This window comes from Ruegeria sp. BE1, from assembly GCF_056538885.1.
Genome location: NZ_JBQFTY010000003.1, coordinates 59,228 through 80,070, shown reverse-complemented (window position 1 = coordinate 80,070; position 20,843 = coordinate 59,228). Strand labels below are relative to the sequence as shown.

General features: G+C 59.5%; 19 protein-coding genes. 9 read left to right on the top strand and 10 right to left on the bottom strand.

Annotated features, from left to right (window positions below):
• The first annotated feature begins 176 nt into the window (after positions 1 to 176).
• Positions 177 to 779 carry an alpha-ketoglutarate-dependent dioxygenase AlkB family protein gene (locus ACR0J5_RS10475; RefSeq protein ID WP_480653053.1) on the top strand — a complete coding sequence of 201 codons (603 nt, stop codon included), beginning with the start codon at positions 177 to 179 and terminating at the stop codon, positions 777 to 779.
• Here the strand turns inward: ACR0J5_RS10475 and ACR0J5_RS10470 are convergent.
• Positions 776 to 1,597 carry an ABC transporter permease gene (locus ACR0J5_RS10470; protein WP_480653051.1) on the bottom strand — a complete coding sequence of 274 codons (822 nt, stop codon included), beginning with the start codon at positions 1,595 to 1,597 and terminating at the stop codon, positions 776 to 778. The genes ACR0J5_RS10475 and ACR0J5_RS10470 overlap by 4 nt on opposite strands.
• A 122-nt stretch (positions 1,598 to 1,719) precedes the next feature.
• On the opposite strand from ACR0J5_RS10470, the gene cysQ reads away from it, so the two are divergent.
• The 7 genes from cysQ (at position 1,720) to ACR0J5_RS10435 (ending at position 9,718) form a co-directional block, all read left to right on the top strand.
• Positions 1,720 to 2,517, top strand: a complete 798-nt coding sequence (gene cysQ / locus ACR0J5_RS10465) for a 3'(2'),5'-bisphosphate nucleotidase CysQ (RefSeq protein ID WP_480653049.1) — start codon at positions 1,720 to 1,722, stop codon at positions 2,515 to 2,517.
• Positions 2,517 to 3,317, top strand: coding sequence for a 3-deoxy-manno-octulosonate cytidylyltransferase (locus tag ACR0J5_RS10460; protein WP_480653047.1), 801 nt, complete (start codon positions 2,517 to 2,519; stop codon positions 3,315 to 3,317). The genes cysQ and ACR0J5_RS10460 overlap by 1 nt, the downstream gene beginning before the upstream one ends.
• Before the next feature lie 70 nt (positions 3,318 to 3,387).
• Complete coding sequence (gene galE / locus ACR0J5_RS10455; RefSeq protein WP_480653045.1) at positions 3,388 to 4,371, top strand: UDP-glucose 4-epimerase GalE; 984 nt, start codon at positions 3,388 to 3,390, stop codon at positions 4,369 to 4,371.
• Positions 4,372 to 4,435: 64 nt separating this feature from the next.
• Positions 4,436 to 5,416 (top strand): glycosyltransferase family 2 protein, encoded by a 981-nt coding sequence (locus ACR0J5_RS10450; protein WP_480653043.1) that lies wholly within the window; start codon positions 4,436 to 4,438, stop codon positions 5,414 to 5,416.
• 166 nt (positions 5,417 to 5,582) lie between these two features.
• Positions 5,583 to 6,569: a glycosyltransferase family 2 protein gene (locus ACR0J5_RS10445; RefSeq protein WP_480653042.1), complete on the top strand. Its 987-nt coding sequence runs from the start codon at positions 5,583 to 5,585 to the stop codon at positions 6,567 to 6,569.
• Complete coding sequence (locus ACR0J5_RS10440) at positions 6,566 to 8,266, top strand: DUF5927 domain-containing protein (protein ID WP_480653040.1); 1,701 nt, start codon at positions 6,566 to 6,568, stop codon at positions 8,264 to 8,266. Before ACR0J5_RS10445 ends, ACR0J5_RS10440 begins: the two co-directional genes overlap by 4 nt.
• 6 nt (positions 8,267 to 8,272) lie before the next feature.
• A complete protein-coding gene (locus ACR0J5_RS10435) occupies positions 8,273 to 9,718 on the top strand; it encodes a nodulation protein NodH (RefSeq protein ID WP_480653038.1) in 1,446 nt (481 codons plus the stop codon).
• On the opposite strand, the gene ACR0J5_RS10430 is transcribed toward ACR0J5_RS10435, so the two are convergent.
• From ACR0J5_RS10430 to hslO, 8 genes are all read right to left on the bottom strand, one after another.
• Positions 9,702 to 10,220 (bottom strand): L,D-transpeptidase family protein, encoded by a 519-nt coding sequence (locus ACR0J5_RS10430; protein WP_480653036.1) that lies wholly within the window; start codon positions 10,218 to 10,220, stop codon positions 9,702 to 9,704. The two genes, ACR0J5_RS10435 and ACR0J5_RS10430, sit on opposite strands and share 17 nt — an antisense overlap.
• 58 nt (positions 10,221 to 10,278) lie before the next feature.
• On the bottom strand, positions 10,279 to 11,064 hold the full coding sequence (locus tag ACR0J5_RS10425; protein WP_480653923.1) for an ion transporter: 786 nt from the start codon (positions 11,062 to 11,064) through the stop codon (positions 10,279 to 10,281).
• Positions 11,065 to 11,084: 20 nt separating this feature from the next.
• A complete protein-coding gene (locus tag ACR0J5_RS10420) occupies positions 11,085 to 12,314 on the bottom strand; it encodes a class I SAM-dependent RNA methyltransferase (protein WP_480653034.1) in 1,230 nt (409 codons plus the stop codon).
• Between the two features lie 139 nt (positions 12,315 to 12,453).
• Complete coding sequence (locus tag ACR0J5_RS10415) at positions 12,454 to 14,286, bottom strand: ABC transporter ATP-binding protein (RefSeq protein WP_480653032.1); 1,833 nt, start codon at positions 14,284 to 14,286, stop codon at positions 12,454 to 12,456.
• Positions 14,283 to 16,121: an ABC transporter ATP-binding protein gene (locus ACR0J5_RS10410; protein WP_480653030.1), complete on the bottom strand. Its 1,839-nt coding sequence runs from the start codon at positions 16,119 to 16,121 to the stop codon at positions 14,283 to 14,285. The genes ACR0J5_RS10415 and ACR0J5_RS10410 overlap by 4 nt, the downstream gene beginning before the upstream one ends.
• A gap of 191 nt (positions 16,122 to 16,312) precedes the next feature.
• On the bottom strand, positions 16,313 to 17,467 hold the full coding sequence (locus ACR0J5_RS10405; RefSeq protein WP_480653028.1) for a CCA tRNA nucleotidyltransferase: 1,155 nt from the start codon (positions 17,465 to 17,467) through the stop codon (positions 16,313 to 16,315).
• A complete protein-coding gene (locus tag ACR0J5_RS10400) occupies positions 17,464 to 18,069 on the bottom strand; it encodes a CoA pyrophosphatase (RefSeq protein WP_480653026.1) in 606 nt (201 codons plus the stop codon). Before ACR0J5_RS10400 ends, ACR0J5_RS10405 begins: the two co-directional genes overlap by 4 nt.
• Positions 18,053 to 19,030, bottom strand: a complete 978-nt coding sequence (hslO, locus tag ACR0J5_RS10395) for an Hsp33 family molecular chaperone HslO (RefSeq protein ID WP_480653024.1) — start codon at positions 19,028 to 19,030, stop codon at positions 18,053 to 18,055. The genes ACR0J5_RS10400 and hslO overlap by 17 nt, the downstream gene beginning before the upstream one ends.
• Before the next feature lie 76 nt (positions 19,031 to 19,106).
• Here hslO and ACR0J5_RS10390 point away from each other — a divergent pair, with 76 nt between their 5' ends.
• Positions 19,107 to 19,550, top strand: a complete 444-nt coding sequence (locus ACR0J5_RS10390; RefSeq protein ID WP_480653022.1) for an NUDIX hydrolase — start codon at positions 19,107 to 19,109, stop codon at positions 19,548 to 19,550.
• Here the strand turns inward: ACR0J5_RS10390 and ACR0J5_RS10385 are convergent.
• The gene (locus ACR0J5_RS10385) at positions 19,547 to 20,818 is read right to left on the bottom strand and encodes a PP2C family protein-serine/threonine phosphatase (RefSeq protein WP_480653020.1); all 1,272 of its coding nucleotides are present in this window, start codon (positions 20,816 to 20,818) and stop codon (positions 19,547 to 19,549) included. The two genes, ACR0J5_RS10390 and ACR0J5_RS10385, sit on opposite strands and share 4 nt — an antisense overlap.
• Positions 20,819 to 20,843 lie beyond the last annotated feature (25 nt).

The window sequence follows — 20,843 nt, the reverse complement described above, 5'->3', positions numbered from 1 at the left end:
GTCCGAACCCGTTATGGCACCCGGCCCCGATCTGATTTGCGCAAGGGCCCTACACCGTCGCGCGTCCCGGCGTATATAAGGGCGGGACGAATGGCCTGCAAGCGTTGTAAATCGCAGGTTTTCGGGAATCTGTGGCCTTTTTCGGCAAGGTTTTGGCAAGGATCGGGGAATCTTGGATGGCGCGGCTGAATTTACGCGGGTTTGACATTCACAAAGCGTATCTGGATGGCGCAGCGCAGGCCCGTCTGATTGACCTGTTGCGTCCGATTCTGAAAACCGCGCCGCTGTTTCGCCCGATCACGCCTTCGGGCAAGGAAATGTCGGTACGGATGACTTCGGCCGGGGCATTGGGGTGGGTCACCGACCGGGCCGGGTATCGGTATCAGCCGCAGCATCCCAAAGGCGCGGCGTGGCCCGCGATCCCCGCCCCCATCCTGGACCTTTGGCGCAACCTTGCCAGCACGGAACGCGATCCCGATTGCTGTTTGATCAACTACTACGGCGAAGGGGCCCGAATGGGGTTGCATCAGGATAAGGATGAGGCCGATTTTTCCTGGCCCGTCCTGTCAATCTCACTGGGGGATGACGCGTTGTTTCGCATCGGCAACCAGACCCGCGGCGGCAAGACCGAGTCGATCTGGCTCAGCTCGGGTGATGTGGTGATCATGGGCGGACCGGCGCGGCTGACCTATCACGGTGTTGACCGTATCCGGTTCGGATCGTCCAAGCTTTTGCCAAAAGGCGGACGGATCAACCTGACCCTGCGTGTGGCAAACTAGCGCCGCGCGCTCCAGCTTTGAGAGATGTGCTGGCGTGAAAAGAAAATGCCCAGCAAGCCGATCAGCAACAGCGCCAGACCCACCCATAGCGCATATTCCCAGCTGGAGTTTCGCGGAAAGTAGTTCCGAAACACAAAGCCGCGGCACTGATCAATAATGTGGAACAGTGGGTTCCAGGCAAACATCGCCAACGTGGCCCCGCCCAGCGCATTCCCCAAAAACATCTTACCCGAAAAGATCATGTTCAGGCGGCGATAGATGTTACTGATGATGGTGGCCGCAGTCGGAAACCAGGGTGTCAGGGCCATTAGCACGATACCGACCGAACATCCGGTGAACCAAGACAGGATCATCATGCCAAACGCGCCGCCCGGATCCTGTATCTCAAGCGGCGCAACGATCACGCTGTACAGGCTGAGGATGATGAACACCGTCATAATCTGTGTGTATAGGGTTGCGAACGCGGTCGCCAACAACATCACCATCATATTCATTGGTGAATGCAGCATCATCGGATTGCCACCTGTGCTGACCCCGGCAACAGCAGAGACGGATTTTATGTGCATCAGGAAAAGAAAGACACCCGACAGCAAATACAGGATAAATTCGCCCCGGACGCGGGAAATACGCGGTCCCATAAAGGACATGATCGCGTAAAACACTGCAACCATGACCAGAACCTGAAGAATGTTGATCAGAATCGCCAGCAATGCATTGCTGTGGCTTGAACGAATGTTTCGAACAACCGCGTGAAAAATCAGCTCAAGCGTTGTGAACGCACCGCCCAGCAGAGATTGGTTTCGCTTAAACTGATACACCCGAAGCGTCTTTCCCGTTTTTTCGCCTGCATCCTGCCACGAATTTCTTGCCGATCCGTAACCCGCGCATCATAAGGCCGTCAGGATATTCTATCAACAAACCACAGGAACGGAGCATTTTTGTGACCTACGACGCCCTCATCCCTGTCATCCGACGTCTGGCCCTGGAAGCGGGGGATAAGATCATGGAGATTTATGAGGCAGATGATTTCGACGTCAAAGTCAAATCCGATGCCAGCCCCGTGACCGAAGCGGATGAAGCCGCAGATGCGCTGATTTCAGCCGGGCTGCGCGCCGCTTTCCCCGACATCCTGTTGGTGACCGAGGAACAGGCCGCTTCGCATTCCGAAAAAGGCGACACGTTCCTGATCGTCGACCCGCTGGACGGCACCAAGGAATTCATCAACCGCCGCGGCGATTTCACGGTAAACATCGCGCTGGTGGAAAATGGTGTACCGACCCGTGGCGTGGTCTATGCCCCGGCCAAGGGGCGCATGTTCTACACGCAGGCCGATGGTCAATCGGTCGAGGAAACTGGCGCGTTGGACAAGGCACAAGCGGGTGAGGTGACACCGATATCAGTCTCTAAACCGGACAATTCGGCGCTGATGATCGTGGCGTCGAAATCGCACCGGGATCAGGCGACCGAGGACTACATCAACAAATATCAGGTGAAAGACAGCAAAAGCGCGGGCTCGTCGCTCAAGTTCTGTCTGGTCGCTACGGGCGAGGCCGATCTGTATCCCCGCGTGGGCCGCACTATGGAGTGGGATACGGCCGCTGGTCACGCCGTTCTGGCCGGTGCAGGTGGCGATGTCGTGCGTTTTGATGACCACACGCCGCTGCGCTACGGCAAAGACGCATATGCAAACCCGTTCTTTATCGCCTACGCTCCGGGTGTTGAGTTGAAGGAGGCCTGATGTCCGTTCTGATCGCCATTCCCGCCCGTTACGCCTCGACCCGCTATCCGGGCAAGCCTCTGGTGCCATTGACCGGGGCCAGTGGCAAAGCGATGACCCTGATCGAACGGTCGTGGCGCGCGGCCTGTTCGGTCGCAGGCGTGGACAAGGTGGTTGTAGCCACAGATGACGACCGCATCCGCGCGGCGTCGGAAGGTTTCGGGGCCGAGGTCGTGATGACCGCGGACACATGCCAGAACGGCACCGAACGCTGCGCCGAAACCCATGCAAATCTGGGCGCGGGCTATGACATCGTGGTCAACCTGCAGGGCGACGCGCCTCTGACGCCGCATTGGTTCGTCGAAGACCTGATCGCGGGCCTGCGGGCCGCGCCTGACGCGGGGGTGGCTACGCCGGTTCTACGCTGTGACGGCGATGCGCTGAACGGTCTGCTGAATGATCGCAAACACGGGCGCGTCGGCGGTACAACTGCCGTCTTCGCCGCCGACCACAGCGCGATGTATTTCTCGAAAGAGGTCGTGCCATATACGGCGCAAACCTATGGTGCGGATGACGACACCCCCGTGTTCCACCACGTCGGCGTCTATGCCTACCGCCCCGATGCGCTGGCTGCCTATCCCACATGGCCCGTCGGCCCGTTGGAGCAGTTGGAAGGGCTGGAACAGCTGCGTTTCATGGAAAACGGGCGCAAAGTTCTGTGCGTCGAGGTCGAAGCCAAAGGCCGCCAGTTCTGGGAGCTGAACAACCCGCAGGACGTGCCCAAGCTTGAGGCGATGATGGCCGTGATGGGCCTTGACTGAATAATATTCCTAGCGGCGTGTTTACCCCCAGTGGACCGGATGCGCCGGATTTCGAAAGTTGGACGTTAAAGTGACTTACATTCTTGTCACCGGCGGTGCCGGATACATCGGATCGCATGCCTGCAAGGCGCTGGCGCAGGCGGGCTATACGCCTGTGACCTATGACAACCTGATCACCGGCTGGCAGGACGCGGTGAAATTTGGCCCCTTTGAACAGGGCGACCTGCTGGACCGCGCCCGTCTGGATGAGGTTTTCGCCAAATACCAACCCGCCGCTGTGATGCATTTCGCCGCCCTCAGCCAGGTGGGTGAGGCGATGTCCGAACCGGGAAAATACTGGAGCAACAACGTCACCGGCTCGCTGTCTCTGATCGAGGCCGCCGTGGCCGCCGGGTGCCTGAACTTTGTCTTTTCATCGACCTGCGCCACCTATGGCGAGCATGACAATGTGGTGCTGGATGAAGACACTCCGCAGGAGCCGCTGAACGCTTATGGCGCTTCGAAACGAGCTATCGAAGACATCCTGCGTGATTTTCAGGCCGCTTACGGTCTGAACCATGTGATCTTTCGCTATTTCAACGTGGCCGGGGCCGACCCCGAGGGCGAGGTCGGGGAATTCCACCGCCCCGAGACGCACCTGATCCCACTGATGCTGGACGCGATTGACGGCAAGCGCGACGGGCTGACCGTGTTTGGCACCGACTACGACACGCCCGACGGGACATGTATTCGCGACTATGTGCATGTCTGCGATCTGGTTGACGCCCATGTGCTGGGTCTGAACTGGTTGGAACAAGGCAAAGGCAGCCGCGTGTTCAATCTGGGCACTGGCTCGGGCTTTTCGGTGATGGAGGTCATCGGCCATTCCAAATCCGTCACCAACCGCGAGGTGCCCTATTCCATCGGCCCCCGCCGCGCGGGCGACTGTACCAAGCTGGTGTCGGGGTCCGTCCGCGCCGGGCAAGAGCTGGGCTGGCAGCCAAAAAGATCAACGTTAGAGACGATGATCGGCGACGCCTGGCGCTGGCACCAGAACGGCAATTACGAGAAGTGAGCCGCCGGTGAGAAGCCCCGCAACCGACCCTCTTCCCCCCATCGGGTGGGTACAAAAATACCGGTTGCGCCTGAAACGGCGGCGGCTGTTGTGGCGGTCTTTCCGCAGCCGCCATCAGCTGACCTGCCTGAATGACCGAACGGGGCAAATCAAACCCGGTGCCATTCTGGCCTTTACCACGCTTCGAAACGAAACCACCCGTCTGCCGTGGTTCTTCCGCCACTATCGCGGGTTGGGCGTCGATCACTTTCTGATGGTGGATAACGCCAGCGATGATGGCACGGCCGCGTTTCTGCGCGACCAACCGGATGTATCACTGTGGCAGACGCCCGCCAGCTATCGCGCATCGCGGTTTGGGCTGGATTGGTTGACATGGTTGCAAATGCGCTATGGCCACGGTCATTGGACCCTGATGGTGGATGCCGATGAGTTGCTGATCTATCCCGATCATGACACCCGATCCCTGCAAGACCTGACCGCAGCATTGGACCAACAAGGCCGGATCGGTTTTGGTGCACTGATGCTGGACCTTTATCCCAAAGGGCCGCTGGGAACGCAGGACTATGACCCCGAGACCGACCCGACCGAGGTTTTAGGCTGGTTCGATCCCGGCCCTTACCGCGCGCAACGGCAAAGCCCGCTGGGCAATCTGTGGCTACAGGGTGGCGCGCGTGAGAGGGTATTTTTTGCCGACCAGCCGCGCCATTCACCGACCTTGAACAAAATCCCTTTGATCCGGTGGTCGCGGCGATATGCCTACGTGAATTCATGCCATTCCGCCCTGCCCCGACACCTGAACGCGGCCTATGACGGCCCGGATCAGGATGCCCAATCCGGCGTCCTGCTGCACACAAAGTTCCTGCCCGATGTGATTGGAAAATCCAGCGCGGACAAAGCGCGACGCCAGCATTTTCATGATCCGGACCTATTTGCGACATACTATGATGCAATCGAAAACCGTCCGACGATGTGGACGCAAAAATCCGTGCGCTATGAGGGTTGGGCCCAACTGCAGCGGATGGGACTGATGGGGAAACTTGACTGAAAAGCAGCATATCTGGCTAACGACTTTTAAAGGCGTTGCCATCAAAGATGTAAAAATGGCATAAATCGGCAATTGCCCGGCACCACTCTGGATCGTCCAGCCCCCGGGCATGCTCGCGTAACAAAAAAGGTAGAGCAGACGCGTGAGCCTGTTGGATTCATATCGGATGAGGCTTCGGCGCAAGCGCCGTCTTGCGCGCTGCGTGTACAAACGGCGGCAACTCAAACCGGTGTCCGACAGGACCGGCGATATCCGACCCGACGACGTATTGTTGATGAGCGTTCTGCGGAACGAAAAAATCCGCCTGCCCTATTTTCTGGACTATTACCGCAAGCTTGGGGTGAACCATTTCCTGTTTGTCGACAACAACAGCGATGACGGCTCGCGCGAATATCTGGCCAGCCAGCCTGATGCATCAGTCTGGTGTGCAAAAGCCAGCTACAAAAAGGCCTCGTTTGGTCTGGACTGGTCAAACTACCTGCTGCGCAAACACGCCCATGGGCACTGGGTTCTGACCGTCGATCCGGATGAATTCTTTATCTATCCTTTCTGCGATACCCGCCCGATCCGTGCCCTGACCGATTGGCTGGATGGATGCGCGGTACGCAGTTTCGGCACCATGCTGATCGACATGTATCCACAAGGGCCCGTGGATGCCGAACCGTATCACGAGGGTCAGGACCCTTTCCAGATTGCCCGCTGGTTCGATGCGGGCAATTACATGATCACCAAGAACCCGGACTACAAGAACCTGTGGATTCAGGGCGGACCGCGCGCACGGGTGTTTTTCCGCGACACCCCGTCAAAGGCGCCCGCACTTAACAAGATTCCCCTGGTCAAATGGGACAAGCGCTATGTCTATGTCAGCTCAACCCATGCCCTGCTGCCGCGCGGGCTGAATCAGGTCTATGACGATTGGGGCGGTGAGAAAGCCAGCGGCGCCTTGCTGCATGCCAAGCTGATCAGCACTTTGGCCGACAAGGCCGCCGAGGAAATGCACCGCCGCCAGCATTACCGCCGATCCGGCGAGTACCGCGCCTATGCCGACGGGCTTGAGGACAAGCCTGTGTTCTGGTGCGAACAGTCCGAGAAATTCATCAACTGGCGGCAGCTTGAGATTCTGGGCCTGATGTCCAAAGGAAACTGGGCATGAGCAGTCTGGGCATCGTCATGCTGGTGCACACAGCGCTGCACCGGGCCGAGCAGGTGGCGCGCCACTGGACGGCCTCGGGTTGTCCGGTGGTGATCCATGTGGATCGCAAAGTGCCCGCGCGTGTTTATGCAGAGTTTGCGGCCTCGTGCGCGGATGATCCGCTGATCCGGATGTCGGACCGGCATAGCTGTGAATGGGGCAGCTGGGGTATCGTCGCAGCCTCACAAGCCGCGGCGGAGCAGATGCTGCACGAGTTTCCGGATGTCCACCATGTATACTTGTCCTCAGGCGCATGTCTGCCATTGCGACCGGTGGGCGAGCTGATCGAATACCTGGCCGACCGACCGCGCGTTGACTTCATCGAGAGCGCTACGACTGCAGATGTCAGCTGGACCATTGGCGGGCTAGATCACGAACGCTTTACCCTGCGCTTTCCGTTTTCCTGGCGCAGAAGCCGCAAACTGTTTGATGCTTATGTAAAACTACAGCGTGCGCTTGGGATGCGGCGCAAGATTCCGGATGACCTGATCCCGCATATGGGCAGTCAGTGGTGGTGCCTGACCCGTCAAACCCTGTCGGCCATTCTACAGGACCCAAAGCGCAAGACCTATGACCGCTATTTCCGGCGTGTCTGGATACCGGATGAAAGCTATTTCCAAACCCTTGCCCGGCTGTACTCAACCCATATCGAAAGCCGGTCGCTGACCCTGTCCAAGTTCGACTATCAGGGCCGACCGCATATCTTTTACGACGACCACCTGCAATTGCTGCGCCGGTCCGACTGTTTCGTCGCTCGCAAGATTTGGCCGCAGGCCGACAGGCTGTATCAGGCCTTTTTGACCGACCAGAACAGCGCCATGCACCCGACCGAGCCGAATCCCGGAAAAATCGACCGGGTCTTTTCCAAAGCGGTTGAGCGGCGCACCAAAGGTCGCGATGGCCTTTACATGCAAAGCCGGTTTCCGCGTCACGGCAGCGAAAACGGCCTGACCTCATCCCCCTATTCGGTGTTTCAGGGCTTTGCCGAATTGTTTGAGGGTTTTGAGCCCTGGCTGGAGGAAACCACAGGTGCCCGGGTGCATGGGCATCTGTTCGGCCCCGCCCGTGCTGAATTTGCCCAAGGGGTTTCGATCACCAACGGCGCGCTCAGCGATTGTGCGGTTCTGCGCGACTATAACCCCACGGCCTTTGTCTCGAACCTGATCTGGAACACACGGGGTGAGCGGCAGTGCTTTCAGTTCGGGCCGTGGGACACGCAAAAGATCAACTGGTTCCTGGCCCGCGACAGGAATGCGCAAATCTCGGTCATAACCGGTGCCTGGGCAATTCCGCTGTTCCGGTCGAACATGAACTTTGCCGATATCCGGGTTGAGGCCGCGCGCCTGCAACGGATTGAGACCAAACAGCTTGAGGTTCTGAACTCGGTCTGGACCAAAGCCCGGGTGCGCATCTGGTCGCTGGCAGAGTTTGTCGAATCCCCGATGGAGCCGTTGCAAACTGTCATTGACGAGATCGGAACCCGTCACCCCAATAATCTGATCGAAGCGCCGGTCATGGTTGATCTGTCGGGCTTTGGGAAATTCCTGCAAAACCTGAAAAACCAGGGGATGCACCCCTATCTGATGGGCGATTTTCCGGCTGACGATGTGTTCGGCCCGCGCGTGCGTCCCTTCAAGAAACCTTATCTGGTGCAGTAACCCCTCATGGCGTCACAATTCGATTATTTCGTCGTTCTTGCCGCGATGCGCACAGGATCAAACCTGTTGGAGTTCAACCTGAACGCGCTGGACGGTGTCACCAGCCATGGTGAGGCATTCAACCCCCATTTCATAGGTCGCCTCAAATCCGAGGATCTGCTGGGCGTCACGCTTGACGAACGCGATGAGGACCCGATGAAGCTCGTGCAGGCGATCAAATCCGCCCCCGGTGAAATCAATGGATTTCGCTTCTTTGATGGCCATGATCCCCGTGTGTTAGAGTGTGTTTTGAACGATCCAAGATGCGCCAAGATCATTCTGACGCGCAATCCGCTGGACAGTTATGTCTCGCTCAAGATCGCGCGCGAAACCAAGCAGTGGCAGTTAAAAAACATCAAGCGCCGCCGCGAAGCGCAGATTGAATTTGATGGCCCCGAGTTTGAGCGATACCTGGACCAGCAGCAGGGTTTTCAACTGCTGGCGCTCAACACGTTGCAAACCACCGGGCAAACTGCCTTCCACATCGCTTATGACGACCTGACCAATCTGGGGGTTTTGAATGGGCTGGCAGACTGGTTGGGGGTCTCATCCCGGCTGTCCGCGATCGACGATACGATCAAGCCCCAAAACCCCGAGCCGGTTTTAACCAAAGTCACCAACCCGGAGGAGGCCGAGCAGGCACTGGCGCAGATCGACAGTTTCAATCTGCACCGTATCCCGAATTTCGAACCCAGACGGGGTCCGGCTGTGGCGACTTATATCGCATCCCCTGAAACGCCGCTGATGTATCTGCCCATTCGCGGCGGGGTCGAAGGGGCCGTCAGTCAATGGCTGGCCGATCTGGACAAGGTCGGGCATGACAGGCTGATCACCAACCAAAACCGCAAACAGATGCGGCGCTGGCTGCAGGATCATCCGGGGCATCGCAGGTTCACGGTTCTAAGGCATCCGCTGGCACGGGCGCATACGGCGTTTTGCTCTCAAATCCTCAGCACCGAACCTGGGGCTTATGTGAAAATCCGCAATATGCTGCGCAACCGGTTCAAGCTGCCGATCCCCGGCCAGCTGCGCAAGGACAACTACCCGGTAGATCAACACTATGAGGCGTTTACGGCCTTTCTGACCTTTCTGCGTCAGAACCTGGCCGGGCAAACCCCGGTGCGGGTGGATGGGGTCTGGGCCAGCCAGTCGCAGATTTTGGAAGGCATGGCCTCATTTGCGCTGCCCGACCAGATTCTGCGCGAGGATGAGATCGCAACAGCCTTGCCTGAACTGGCGCAGCGCCTGGGTCACGTCACCCCGCCCACGCCACGGATTTGCGCCCCGGATGCGCCCTTCGCCCTTGGCGAGATTTACGACCCACAGCTTGAGGCGCTGGCGGTAGACACCTACCAGCGCGACTATATGCAGTTTGGGTTTGGAGACTGGAAACCGATTACGGGCGCAGCGTGATCAGGGTTCCCCGGCCAACCATCGCGTAAATCTCTTCCATCTCGTCATTTTTGACGGCGATGCATCCTGCGGTCCAGTCCGGCGTCTTGGTCGCGCGCTTGCGTTCCTTGCGGCGATTGGGCTGACCGTGGATAAAGATGTCGCCCCCCGGATCAACACCAGCCGCCTTGGCCTGCGCCACGTCCTGCGAATTCGGATAGGAAATACCCAGCGACAGGTGATAGCGGCTGTTGGGGTTGCGGCGGTCGATCAGATAGGTGCCTTCGGGCGTGCGGCCATCCCCACGTTTGGTTTTGGTCCCGTTCGGGGCAAAGCCCAGATCAACCTTGTATTCCTTGAGAATGGTTTCGTTGTGCAGAAGATACATCTTCCGCGCGCCCTTGTTGATGACCAATGAGGTCACCTCGGGGCCATCATAGGTAAGAATACGAGGGTTAGCCGAGGCGCAGGCCGAAAGGCCCAACGTTGCCACAGCACCCAATCCAAATGCTCGACGATCCATAGTTTCACTGCCTGCTCTTTTTTTTTCAGCATTATGCCAGAATCTGAAAAAACTGAAATCACTTTTTGCTGTGTGATTGCTCGGTCAGGCGACGCTCGATGCTTTCCAGCCGTTCCAGAACCTCATCCCGATAAGCGTCGGTCTTGACCTCGTCCTCGGCGTGGTGGGCATCCTGCATCGAGTTCACGATCAGACCCACCAACAGGTTCACCACCGCAAAGGTGGTAACCATGATGAACGGCACAAAGAACAGCCAGGCGTAAGGATAGACCTCCATCACCGGGCGCACGATGCCCATGGACCAGCTTTCCAACGTCATGATCTGGAACAGCGTATAGGCCGACAGGCCCAGATCGCCGAACCAATCGGGAAAACTGTTTGAGAACAGCTTGGTCGAGATCACCGCCCCGATGTAGAACAGGATCGCCATCAACAGGAACACGCTGGCCATCCCCGGCAGGGCCGAAATGAACCCTTCGACCACACGGCGCAGACGGGGTGCCACCGAGATGACGCGCAAAACCCGCAGGATACGCAAGGCCCGCAGCACCGACAGCCCGCCCGCACTGGGGATCAGCGCGATGCCAACGACGATAAAGTCAAAGATATTCCAGCCATTGGTAAAGAACCGCCGACCCGTCGCGACCAGTTTCATCGCGATTTCCGCCACGAAGATCGCAAGGCAAAGGCTGTCCAGGGTGACGATCAGGGGGCCTGCAGCCTCCATTATCGTGGGCGATGTTTCCATGCCCAGCAGAATGGCGTTGAAGATGATGACCCCGGTGATAAACCGGCCAAAAACGGGATTTTCGATGATGCCCAAGAGGCGGTGGCTCAATCCCATTTGGATCTTCTCCTGTCTGCTCATGATGCGGGCCCCAAGACAAAGCGTGCGGCAAGTTCGGTATGTGACGACCACCGAAATTGGTCCACCACCTGTACCCATTCAAGGGTGTAACCTGCGTTAACCAGCGTTTTTGCATCGCGGGCAAAGGTCACCGGGTTGCAGGAAACATAGGCAATCACCGGGCGCTGCGCCTGCGCCAGTTCGGTGATTTGCGCCTCGGCGCCCGCACGGGGTGGGTCGATGACCACGGCGTCAAAGGATTTCATCTCATCCGGCATCAGGGGGCGGCGGAACAGATCGCGCGCCTCGGTCGTGACTTTCTTGAGGCCCTGCGCGCGACGCCAGCCCTGATCCAGCGCCTCTGTCATCGCAGCCTCACCCTCAACCGCGTGCACCTCGGCACCGGCAGCGAGGGGCAGAGAGAAGGTTCCGCATCCTGCAAACAGATCGACGATCCGCTTTGCGCCCTGCGTTGCCTGCAAAACCGCCTGTAACAGAGCCTGTTCTCCGTCCTTCGTGGCCTGCAGGAAAGCCCCGGGCGGTGGCACCACATTGGCCGCGCCAAACCTTTGAACCGGGGCGTGGCGCATGGCGATCACCTCACCCTCCCAGCTGAGCCGGGCCAGACCGTGTTTCTCGGTCGCTTGCGCCAGGGCCAGTTCCAACGGGCCGTCCAGCGGCTTGCCGCCTTTGACCGACACATCCAGCCCGGCGTCGGACAGGGTCAGCGTCACGGCCAGCACGCCTTTGCGGCTGCCGCCCAACAGCGCCAGCGCTTCGGCCACGGGAATGGCTTCTATCAGATCGGGATGCAGCAGGTGGCAATCGGGGATTTCCGTGATGGTGTCCGAAGCCCGGCCATGAAACCCCGCAAGCGTTCCCTTTTTCGTCCGCCTCACCGCAATTGTTGCCCGACGGCGGGACCGGTCGGGCGAGGTGTGAATGGGCCGCATCGGGGCATCGAGCCCCTGCGCGGCCAGCGCGTTGCGCACCACCTCGACTTTCCAGCCAGCGACGAAATCATCAGCCGCGTGCTGCAACTGACATCCGCCGCAGGCTTTGTAGTGGCGACACGGTGCCTTCACCCGCTGATCGGATGGGGTTTCAACCCGTATGTCCTGCAGAAACTGACCCAGCAATGTGCCGCTGACCACCTCACCCGGCAGGGTACGAGGGGCGTAAACGGGGCCATCGGCAATGCCGTCGCCCTGATGACCAAGGCGGGTTATCGTGTACTGCTGTGTCATAAGGGGCCTGATACCGGGGCTTTGCGCACAACAAAAGCCCTATGGGTCCTTTGCATCTATATTGGATCGAAATACGCTGCCTCTCCCTTCGGTCGAACGCGCATTCCGGTGCTACATTGGCCGGAAATGCAAAGGTCCCTTATTCTGCCGCCTCGGCCTGAATGAACCCACCCGATTGGCGATGCCAGAACCGGGCATAAAGCCCGCCTTGCTCCAGCAAGGCGTCATGGGTCCCTGCCTCAACAATACGGCCCTGATCCAGCACGACGATCCGGTCCATCTCGCTGAGTGTGGAGAGGCGATGCGCGATGGCTAGCACCGTCTTGCCCTGCATCACCCGGTGCAGCGCGGTCTGAATCGAGGCTTCGACCTCGGAATCCAGGGCCGAGGTCGCCTCATCCAGCACCAGAATCGGCGCATCCTTCAGAATGGCGCGCGCCAGGGCAATCCGCTGCCGCTGCCCACCGCTGAGTTTCACGCCACGCTCCCCAAGATGCGCGTCATAGCCCTTGCGGCCATGGGCGTCTTGCAGGCCAAGGATGAACTCATGCGCTTCGGCCTTTTGCGCGGCTGCGATCATCTCATCCTCAGAGGCATCTGGACGGCCATAGAGGATATTCTCACGCGCAGAGCGATTGAACATAGCGGTTTCCTGCGTAACCATGCCGATCTGACGGCGCAGGCTGTCCTGCCGGACCCGCGTGACATCCTGATCATCGATGCGAATAGCGCCTTTTTCACTGTCATAAAGCCTGAGGAGCAGCGAAACCAAGGTCGATTTCCCCGCACCCGACGCGCCCACAATGCCCAGTTTCTCGCCGGGGTGAACCACCATATCCACGTCGGACACCCCGCCCACATCGCGCCCATAGGCAAAGCTGATATGGTCAAACCGGATGCGGCCTTCGGACACGATCAGATCGGTTGCATCTGGGGCATCCTCGACCCGTTCGCGGTTGGTCAGGGTTTTCATGCCGTTTTCGATCTCACCCACATTGGCATACAGCCCCATCAGCGTGAAACTGACCCAGCCGGTCATCTGCGCGATACGGATCGACACAGCGCCCGCGGCCACCACATCGCCCGGAGTGGCAGACCCGGCCTGCCACAGCCACAGCGTGGCCCCAAGCAGCAGCACCGGCAAAACGCCCGCCAACGTCATCAGGATGAACCGGAAACTGGCGGACAGACGGCCAAAATCCAGCGATCTTTCCCGCAGATCGACCATGGCATTGCGGGCGGCGCTATCCTCGAATTCGGAATGGGCGAACAGTTTGACGGTTTTGATATTGGTGATCGTATCCACCACCTGACCGGACACCATCGCCCGCGCCCCCGCCCGCGCGGCGGATCGTTTGCGGATGCGCGGCAGATACCAGCGCACCAGCATGAAATACAGCACCAGCCACGCCGCAAAGGGCAGCATCACCAGCGGATGAATAGACCCTAACAAAAGCAAAGACCCCACCAACGAGGCCAGCGCAAACACAATGGCGCTGATCACTTCGGACACGACCGAGGACATCGCGTTTGACGTCTGCATCTGCTTTTGCGCGATCCGCCCGGCAAAATCATCGTCGAAATAGGTGACCGACTGGCCCAGCGTCCAGCGGTTCAGCTTGGCCAAAACCAGCGGCGCGATGTTGGGCATCACGATGTAATTGTTCGACAGCGAGGACAGGCCGAACAGCACAGGGCGTATCAGCATGAAAAACGCCACCGCACCAAGGATCATCCACAGATTATCGCCCGACAAAAACGCCTCGGGGCCGCTGGAGGTCGCGATGTCGATGACAAAGCCCAAAATCCAGGCCGTGCCCGCCTCCATCGCGCCAGCAAAGGCCGAGAAGGACGCCGCGACAAACAGCATTGGCCAGGCGCCCGACAAGGCCCAGCGAATAAACGCCCCCAGCGTCTGTGGCGGGGGCGTTTCAACATTTTTGAACGGGTTTATGAGGTCAGCAACCCTCATTCTGCGGCCTCCGGGTTCAGGAAGCCCCCAGATTGCCGCGCCCAGAACTGCGCGTAAAGCCCGCCTTGGGACAGAAGTTCGGCATGGCCGCCCTGTTCCACAATCCGACCGCCATCCATGACCAGAATGCGGTCCATTTGCGCAATCGTGCTGAGGCGGTGCGCAATGGCGATCACGGTTTTACCTTGCATCATGCCGTAAAGAGTTTCCTGAATTGACGCTTCGACCTCGGAATCTAGGGCGGATGTCGCCTCATCCAAGAGGAGGATCGGAGCGTTTTTCAGGATCACCCGCGCCAGCGTCACCCGCTGCCGCTGGCCGCCCGACAGCTTGACGCCGCGTTCGCCCACATGCGCATCATACCCGGTGCGCCCCTGCGGATCTTGCAGGTCTAGGATGAACTCATGCGCCTCAGCCTGTTTGGCGGCGGCGATCATCTGGTCCTCAGAGGCATCGGGACGAGCATACAGGATGTTGTCGCGCACCGACCGATGCAGCAGCGCACTGTCCTGCTGAACCATGCCGATGTGGCTGCGCAAACTGTCCTGCTTGACATGGGCGATGTTCTGACCGTCGATCAGGATCGCGCCCTGTTCCACGTCGTAAAACCGCAAAAGTAGCTTTACTAGGGTCGATTTCCCCGCACCGGATCGCCCGATCAAACCGATTTTCTCACCGGGTTTGATCGTCAGGTTGATGTGATCCAGACCACCCGTCTTGCGCCCGTAGTGATGCGACAGATCCTGAATATCGATCTGTCCCTTGGCCAGCTGCAAAGGCTTGGCATCCGCCGCGTCCAGCAGATCGATGGGCTGGGCAATCGTCTCCATCCCCTCGGCCACGACGCCAAGCTGACGGAAGAAACTGGTCAGTGCCCACATGATCCACCCGGTCATGGCATTCAACCGCAAGGTCAACGCGGTGGCCGCCGCAACCACACCAACCGAGGCACTGCCCTGCATCCACAGGGCGATGGCCCAGCCGACCACACCCACGATCAGCAGACCGTTCAGCGTGACCAGAACGGCGTCCATGATGGTGAAAATCCGCATCTCGATCTGAAAGGTGCGGCGCGTTTCCTCAATCGCTTCGCGGGCATAGTCCAGCTCTTGCGCGTCATGGGCGAACATTTTGACGGAATGGATGTTGGTATAGCTGTCCACCACGCGGCCCGTCACAGCGGATCGCGCATCGGATGCCGCCTGCGACGCGGGACCAACCCGTGCCACCGTCCAGCGCACCAGCAGCGCATACAGCGCGAACCAGATCAGCAGGGGCAACAGCAGGCGCGGATCCGCCGCCATCAGCAGGATCGCCGCGCCGATCAAATACGCCAGCGAGAATGAAATCGCGTCGAACACCTGAAACACTGCCTCACCCGCAGCGGGCGGCGTTTGCATGATGCGGTTGGCGATGCGACCGGCAAAGTCATTCTCGAACCAGCCCACAGACTGGCGCAGCACATGTTTATGCGCCCGCCACCGGATCAGGGTGCCAAAGTTCGGCAGAATCGTGTTGTTCAGCAGCAGCACGTCGATCACATGCAACAGTGGCCGCAGCAACAATACGAACACCGCCACCAGGATCAGCTCGGTCCCGTGGTCCTGCCAGACCTCGGCAGGCGAGCCTGACAACAGGTCAACAACCCGGCCCATATAGTAGATCAGCCCGACTTCAACCGCCGCGACGACGACGGAAATCAGCGCCGCCCAAAAGAACACCAGCTTAAAGGGCTGGGAATAGTCCAGCATAAAGGGCCACAGCCGCGTCGGCGGCGTGTCGGTTTCCTTATAGGCGACAAAAGGGTCAACGAGGTTTTCGAAATAGCGAAACATGGAGAGTGCTCCGATTGAGCAGAGAATTAGTCATGCGAAGAAAGATGGCGCCAGAACACCACCCCTACGGGTCAACGTGTTCCAGCTTTAGCCGAACCAGATCCCGTAATACATTCGCATCCCTCCGTTCATTGGATAGGCGCACGTAACCACAAAGAAATGGTTTTGTCATCCCCTTTTGAGACTTCGCATCAAGGGCTCAGCAGATCGTCGCGGTTCAGGGAAAAGCCCGAGGCGATCCAGCGGGCCTCAAGCTCGGCCAGTTTTCTGCCCAGCGCGGGGCCGGTGAAATCGGGGATCAGGTCGGTGGCCTGCACCGGGAAATCCGCCGCAGCGCCGGTGCGCAGGTCCTGGCGCATCTGTTCCGACCAGGGCTGTTCCAGCAGGGCGCAGCGCAGCAGAGTTTCGTGCATTCCGCCCTCTTCACCATAGCGGAAACCCAGCTCGGCGATGGTGGCGGTGCCCGTGGCCTCATCCCGCATCCGGGTCAGGCGTTGCAATTGTGCCTTGCTGAGGCGCAGGGTCTTGGCATGCTCGGGCGTGGCGATCGACGCCAAGCGGCGGATCGGATCGGGCGCAACCCCGGCCTGATCCTCCAGCGCGACCAGAGGCGCCAGTGACCGGTCCTCGGCCCCCGGCAGAACCTGCGCCAGAACCCCCGCCTGCCGCATGGCCGCGACCGAGGGCGCGGGATCCGGTGCGCCCAGCAGTTTCAACAACTCAGCCCCCACCCGTTCGCGTGACAGCTGCACCAAACCATCCAGATTGGCCGCAATCGCCGCCAGCGCATCCGGGTCGAACCCGGCCTCGGCATCGCCATACCACGCATGAAACCGGAAATACCGCAATGAGCGCAGGTAGTCTTCGCGAATGCGGTTTTCAGCCGTGCCAATGAACCGCACGCGTCGCGCCTGCAGGTCGGGCAGACCGTTCAGCGGGTCCAGAACAGACCCGTCGGGCCGGGCGTAAATCGCGTTCATGGTGAAATCGCGGCGCGCTGCGTCCTCTTCCACCTTGTCAGAGAAAGCCACAACCGCGCGGCGGCCATCGGTTTCCACATCGCGGCGAAAGGTTGTGATCTCATGCGGGGCACCGTTGCTGACCACGGTGATGGTGCCATGTTCGATCCCCGTGGGAATGGCCTTGAGGTCCGCTGCCTGCGCCAATTCCATTACCCGTTCAGGATGGGCATCGGTGGCAATGTCAATGTCCGAGACCGGCGCGCCCAGCAGGGCGTTGCGCACGCAGCCGCCCACAAACAGCGCCTGCGCCCCGGCTTCGGTCAAGGCTGCGCAGACCTTTTGTGTGGCCGGATCGGTGATCCAGGCTTCTGTAATTTGCGTCATTCACTCACCTGTGCGGCCAGTCCCCGCAACATCCGGGCCGTCGCGCCCCAGATGTAATAAGGACCGAACGGCACTGTGTAATAATATCTTTTCTGACCCCGCCAGCGGCGCGATTCAACGATATAATTCGCAGGATCAAGCACATGTGCAAGCGGAACCGAAAAGACCTCATCCACTTCGCCGGGTTCCGGGATCACCTGAAACGGCGCACGCAGGATCGCCACAACCGGGGTCACGTTGAACGAAGTGACGGTTTCATGGGTCGGCAGATGCCCCAGAACCTCGGGCAGGTCGGGTGGCAGGCCAATCTCTTCCTGCGCCTCGCGCAGGGCGGTGGCGGTGACATCGGCGTCGCCCTCATCCTGCTTGCCGCCGGGAAAGGCGATCTGGCCAGGGTGATGTTTCAAAGCCGAGGACCGTTTGGTCAGTATCACACGCGGCGTCTCGCTAGTGGTTAAGATCGGCACCAGCACCCCTGCCGGGCGCAGCTTGCGGTTTTCCGGCAGTTTAGTGTCTGGGTTCAGGTCAAAATCGCTGGACCCGCGGCCCGGGCGGTCAAGTGCCGCCCGCAGCTGTTCAGTTGGGTCAGGCGTTATCCGCATCGAAACCCACGGTGCTGGGATCCAGCACGTAATGCGCGCCGCAGAACTGACAATCGGCGGTCACGTCGCCCTCGGGCGTAGTCATCTTTTCGATGTCCCTCGCCGAATAGATCGACAGGCTTTGACGCACACGGTCCTCGGAACAGGTACAGCCGAACTGCACGGGCTGCGCGTCATAGACCCGTGGCTGTTCCTCGTGAAACAGACGGACCAGCAGATCGGTCGGCGCAATGGACGGCCCGATCAGCTCCAGATCCTCAACCGTATCCAACAGGATGTTGACGCGGCCCCAGTTTTCACCTTCGTCGCCATCGACCAGATCATCGGCGGTCAAAATGTCGCCAGTGCCCTCGCTGGTTGCAGCAAAGGGCGAAGCTTTGGGCATGTGCTGCAACATGATCCCACCCGCACGCCAGTGTTCACCGACACCCGGCTCGGTCGATTTGCCGAAGCTCAGCGAAAAGCGCGTGGGCAGCTGTTCGGACTGGGCAAAATACGCCTCGGCACAGGCGCTGATCGACCCTCCGGCCAGCGGGGTGATCCCCTGATAGGGCTGCGTGCCCTCACCCTGATCGATCATGATGGCGAAATAGCCTTCGCCCACCTGATCAAACGGCGCACCATCGGTCAGGCGTTCGCGGTCAAAGCTGGCATAGGCGCGGATGCGGGCCGGTTCGCCCTCTTGCGTAGGAGCGTAATAGTCGGTTGCGATCATCCGCACCGGGCCTTTGGACTGAACCTGCAGCGACAGTTTCCAGCGCAGCGAAATCGTTTGCCCGATCAGCGCGGTCAGCAGGGCCATCTCGGCCACCAGCGCCTCGACCTTTTCGGGATAGTCGTGCTGTTTCAGGATGCCGTCCAGCACACCATCCAGACGGGCCACGCGGCCGCGCATATCCGACAGATCAAGTTGAAAGGGCAGGACGGTGTCGTCCCACGCGATTTTGGTTCCAAGAGACATGGGGTTTCCTTACACGCCACAGATTGGCATACCGCCAGCATATAGGTCGAAGACTTCGGGTTGTAAGGGGCCATACATGATAAGGCGGTTCGGTGAAACCCCGCAAAAGGGTCGGAAATACATCAGGCGTGTGGGCGTTTATGCTTTGCTGCCGCGCGGCTGGCACCTGTTGCTGACCTGCCAGACCCAACCCGGACCCGACCTGCAACTGCCCGGCGGCGGGATCGATCCCGGAGAATCGCCGATCACCGCCTTGCATCGCGAAGTGTTCGAAGAAACCGGCTGGTCCATTGCCGACCCGCAGCGGATCGGTGCGTTTCGGCGGTTTACCTTCATGCCGGAATACGACCTGTGGGCCGAAAAGGTCTGCCTGATCTACCGCGCCCGCCCCATACGCCGTCTTGGCCCCCCGTCCGAGCCGTTTCACGATGCGATCTGGATGCATTCCGCCGATGCGGTCGAGATGTTGGGCAATGCGGGTGACCGGCATTTTGCAACGCGGCACCTGAACGGACTTTAAGTCCCGTTATACTCGAAGAACACGGCTGAAACGTCGTCATCCATGCCCGTACCGGGGGCCATGGCCTGGGTCAGGCGCCAGAACATATCATCCAGAAACTCAGTCCCGTGGCGGCCCGGCGCGCAATCAATGGCCATCTGGCGCAGGCCGTCCTCCTCAAGCAACCCACCGCCCGCAAGGCTGCATTCGGTGAATCCGTCGGAATACATCAACAGCCGGTCACCGGGTTTCAGATAGGTTTCGATCCGTTGAAACGAGACATCCGGCAACAACCCAATGGGCAGCCCGCCCTCGCCCAGAAACTCGGTCCGGCCATCGCAGCGCAACACCAGAGGATGCGGATGCCCGGCCTGCACCATTTTCAGATGCCCGTTGCGCAGGTCGATAATGGCGTAGACCATCGTGAAATACTCTTCGACGCCGGCGTCGGCCATCAGGCGACAGTTGAGCATCTCCGCCACCTGTTCCGGCGGCAACAGCGCATAGAACTTGTCGAACCGCTTTTCCATGGCCACGTTCTGATCAAAGTGGCTGCTGGATAGATACCCCCCAAGACGCGCCGTCATCATGGCCGAGGTGATGCCGTGGCCCGACACATCGATGCTGTAAAAGCCAACCCGGTTCACCCCGGGGGAAAACATCCCCACCAGATCGCCGCCAATGTGACCGCAGGGCTTCAGTAACAGACTTATGCGGGATTTTCCAAAGTCGCGCGTCAGTTCCGGCACCAGCGATTCCTGAATCTTGCGCGCCTGAATCAAATCCTTGTCGATGGCATCATGCGCCACGCGCAATTCCTTCAGCGCGGTTTCGATCATGCGGTTTTTCTCGGACAGTTCGCGCTGCATATCCAGAATCCGCGCGCCTGCCGAAATGCGCGCGCGCAGCTCATCGGCCTCAAGTGGTTTGATCAGGAAATCGTCGGCACCGGCGTCAAGGCCCTTGGCCACCTCCTGCTTTTCGCTTTTTGAGGTCAAAAGGATAAAATAACTGTATTGGTCGCTGTCCATGGCCCGGAACGCGCGGCAGAATTCCAGCCCGCTCATCCCCGGCATGACCCAATCGCTGACCACCAGATCCGGCGGATTGTCAGCACAGATTTCGATCGCAGCCTCGCCAGTGTCAGCTTCAAGCACCTCAAAACCCCACTTTTTCAGCGAGGCCACCAGAATCCGTCTTTGCAGGCGGCTGTCATCGACGACCAGCACCTTTTGGATCGCACCAAAATCCAGATCGGACCTGGCCTCTGCCTGACTGCCCTGTGTCACCTGTACCCTCTGCACTGCGACGTTT

Bases quoted from the DNA above. Each gene is read 5' to 3' on its own strand.
- ACR0J5_RS10475 (WP_480653053.1), top strand. From the start codon at position 177: ATGGCGCGGCTGAATTTACGCGGGTTTGACATTCACAAAGCGTATCTG.
- ACR0J5_RS10460 (WP_480653047.1), top strand. From the start codon at position 2,517: ATGTCCGTTCTGATCGCCATTCCCGCCCGTTACGCCTCGACCCGCTAT.
- ACR0J5_RS10445 (WP_480653042.1), top strand. From the start codon at position 5,583: ATGAGGCTTCGGCGCAAGCGCCGTCTTGCGCGCTGCGTGTACAAACGG.
- ACR0J5_RS10440 (WP_480653040.1), top strand. From the start codon at position 6,566: ATGAGCAGTCTGGGCATCGTCATGCTGGTGCACACAGCGCTGCACCGG.
- ACR0J5_RS10435 (WP_480653038.1), top strand. From the start codon at position 8,273: ATGGCGTCACAATTCGATTATTTCGTCGTTCTTGCCGCGATGCGCACA.
- ACR0J5_RS10430 (WP_480653036.1), bottom strand. From the start codon at position 10,220: ATGGATCGTCGAGCATTTGGATTGGGTGCTGTGGCAACGTTGGGCCTT.
- ACR0J5_RS10425 (WP_480653923.1), bottom strand. From the start codon at position 11,064: ATGGGATTGAGCCACCGCCTCTTGGGCATCATCGAAAATCCCGTTTTT.
- ACR0J5_RS10420 (WP_480653034.1), bottom strand. From the start codon at position 12,314: ATGACACAGCAGTACACGATAACCCGCCTTGGTCATCAGGGCGACGGC.
- ACR0J5_RS10415 (WP_480653032.1), bottom strand. From the start codon at position 14,286: ATGAGGGTTGCTGACCTCATAAACCCGTTCAAAAATGTTGAAACGCCC.
- ACR0J5_RS10410 (WP_480653030.1), bottom strand. From the start codon at position 16,121: ATGTTTCGCTATTTCGAAAACCTCGTTGACCCTTTTGTCGCCTATAAG.
- ACR0J5_RS10405 (WP_480653028.1), bottom strand. From the start codon at position 17,467: ATGACGCAAATTACAGAAGCCTGGATCACCGATCCGGCCACACAAAAG.
- ACR0J5_RS10400 (WP_480653026.1), bottom strand. From the start codon at position 18,069: ATGCGGATAACGCCTGACCCAACTGAACAGCTGCGGGCGGCACTTGAC.
- hslO (WP_480653024.1), bottom strand. From the start codon at position 19,030: ATGTCTCTTGGAACCAAAATCGCGTGGGACGACACCGTCCTGCCCTTT.
- ACR0J5_RS10390 (WP_480653022.1), top strand. From the start codon at position 19,107: ATGATAAGGCGGTTCGGTGAAACCCCGCAAAAGGGTCGGAAATACATC.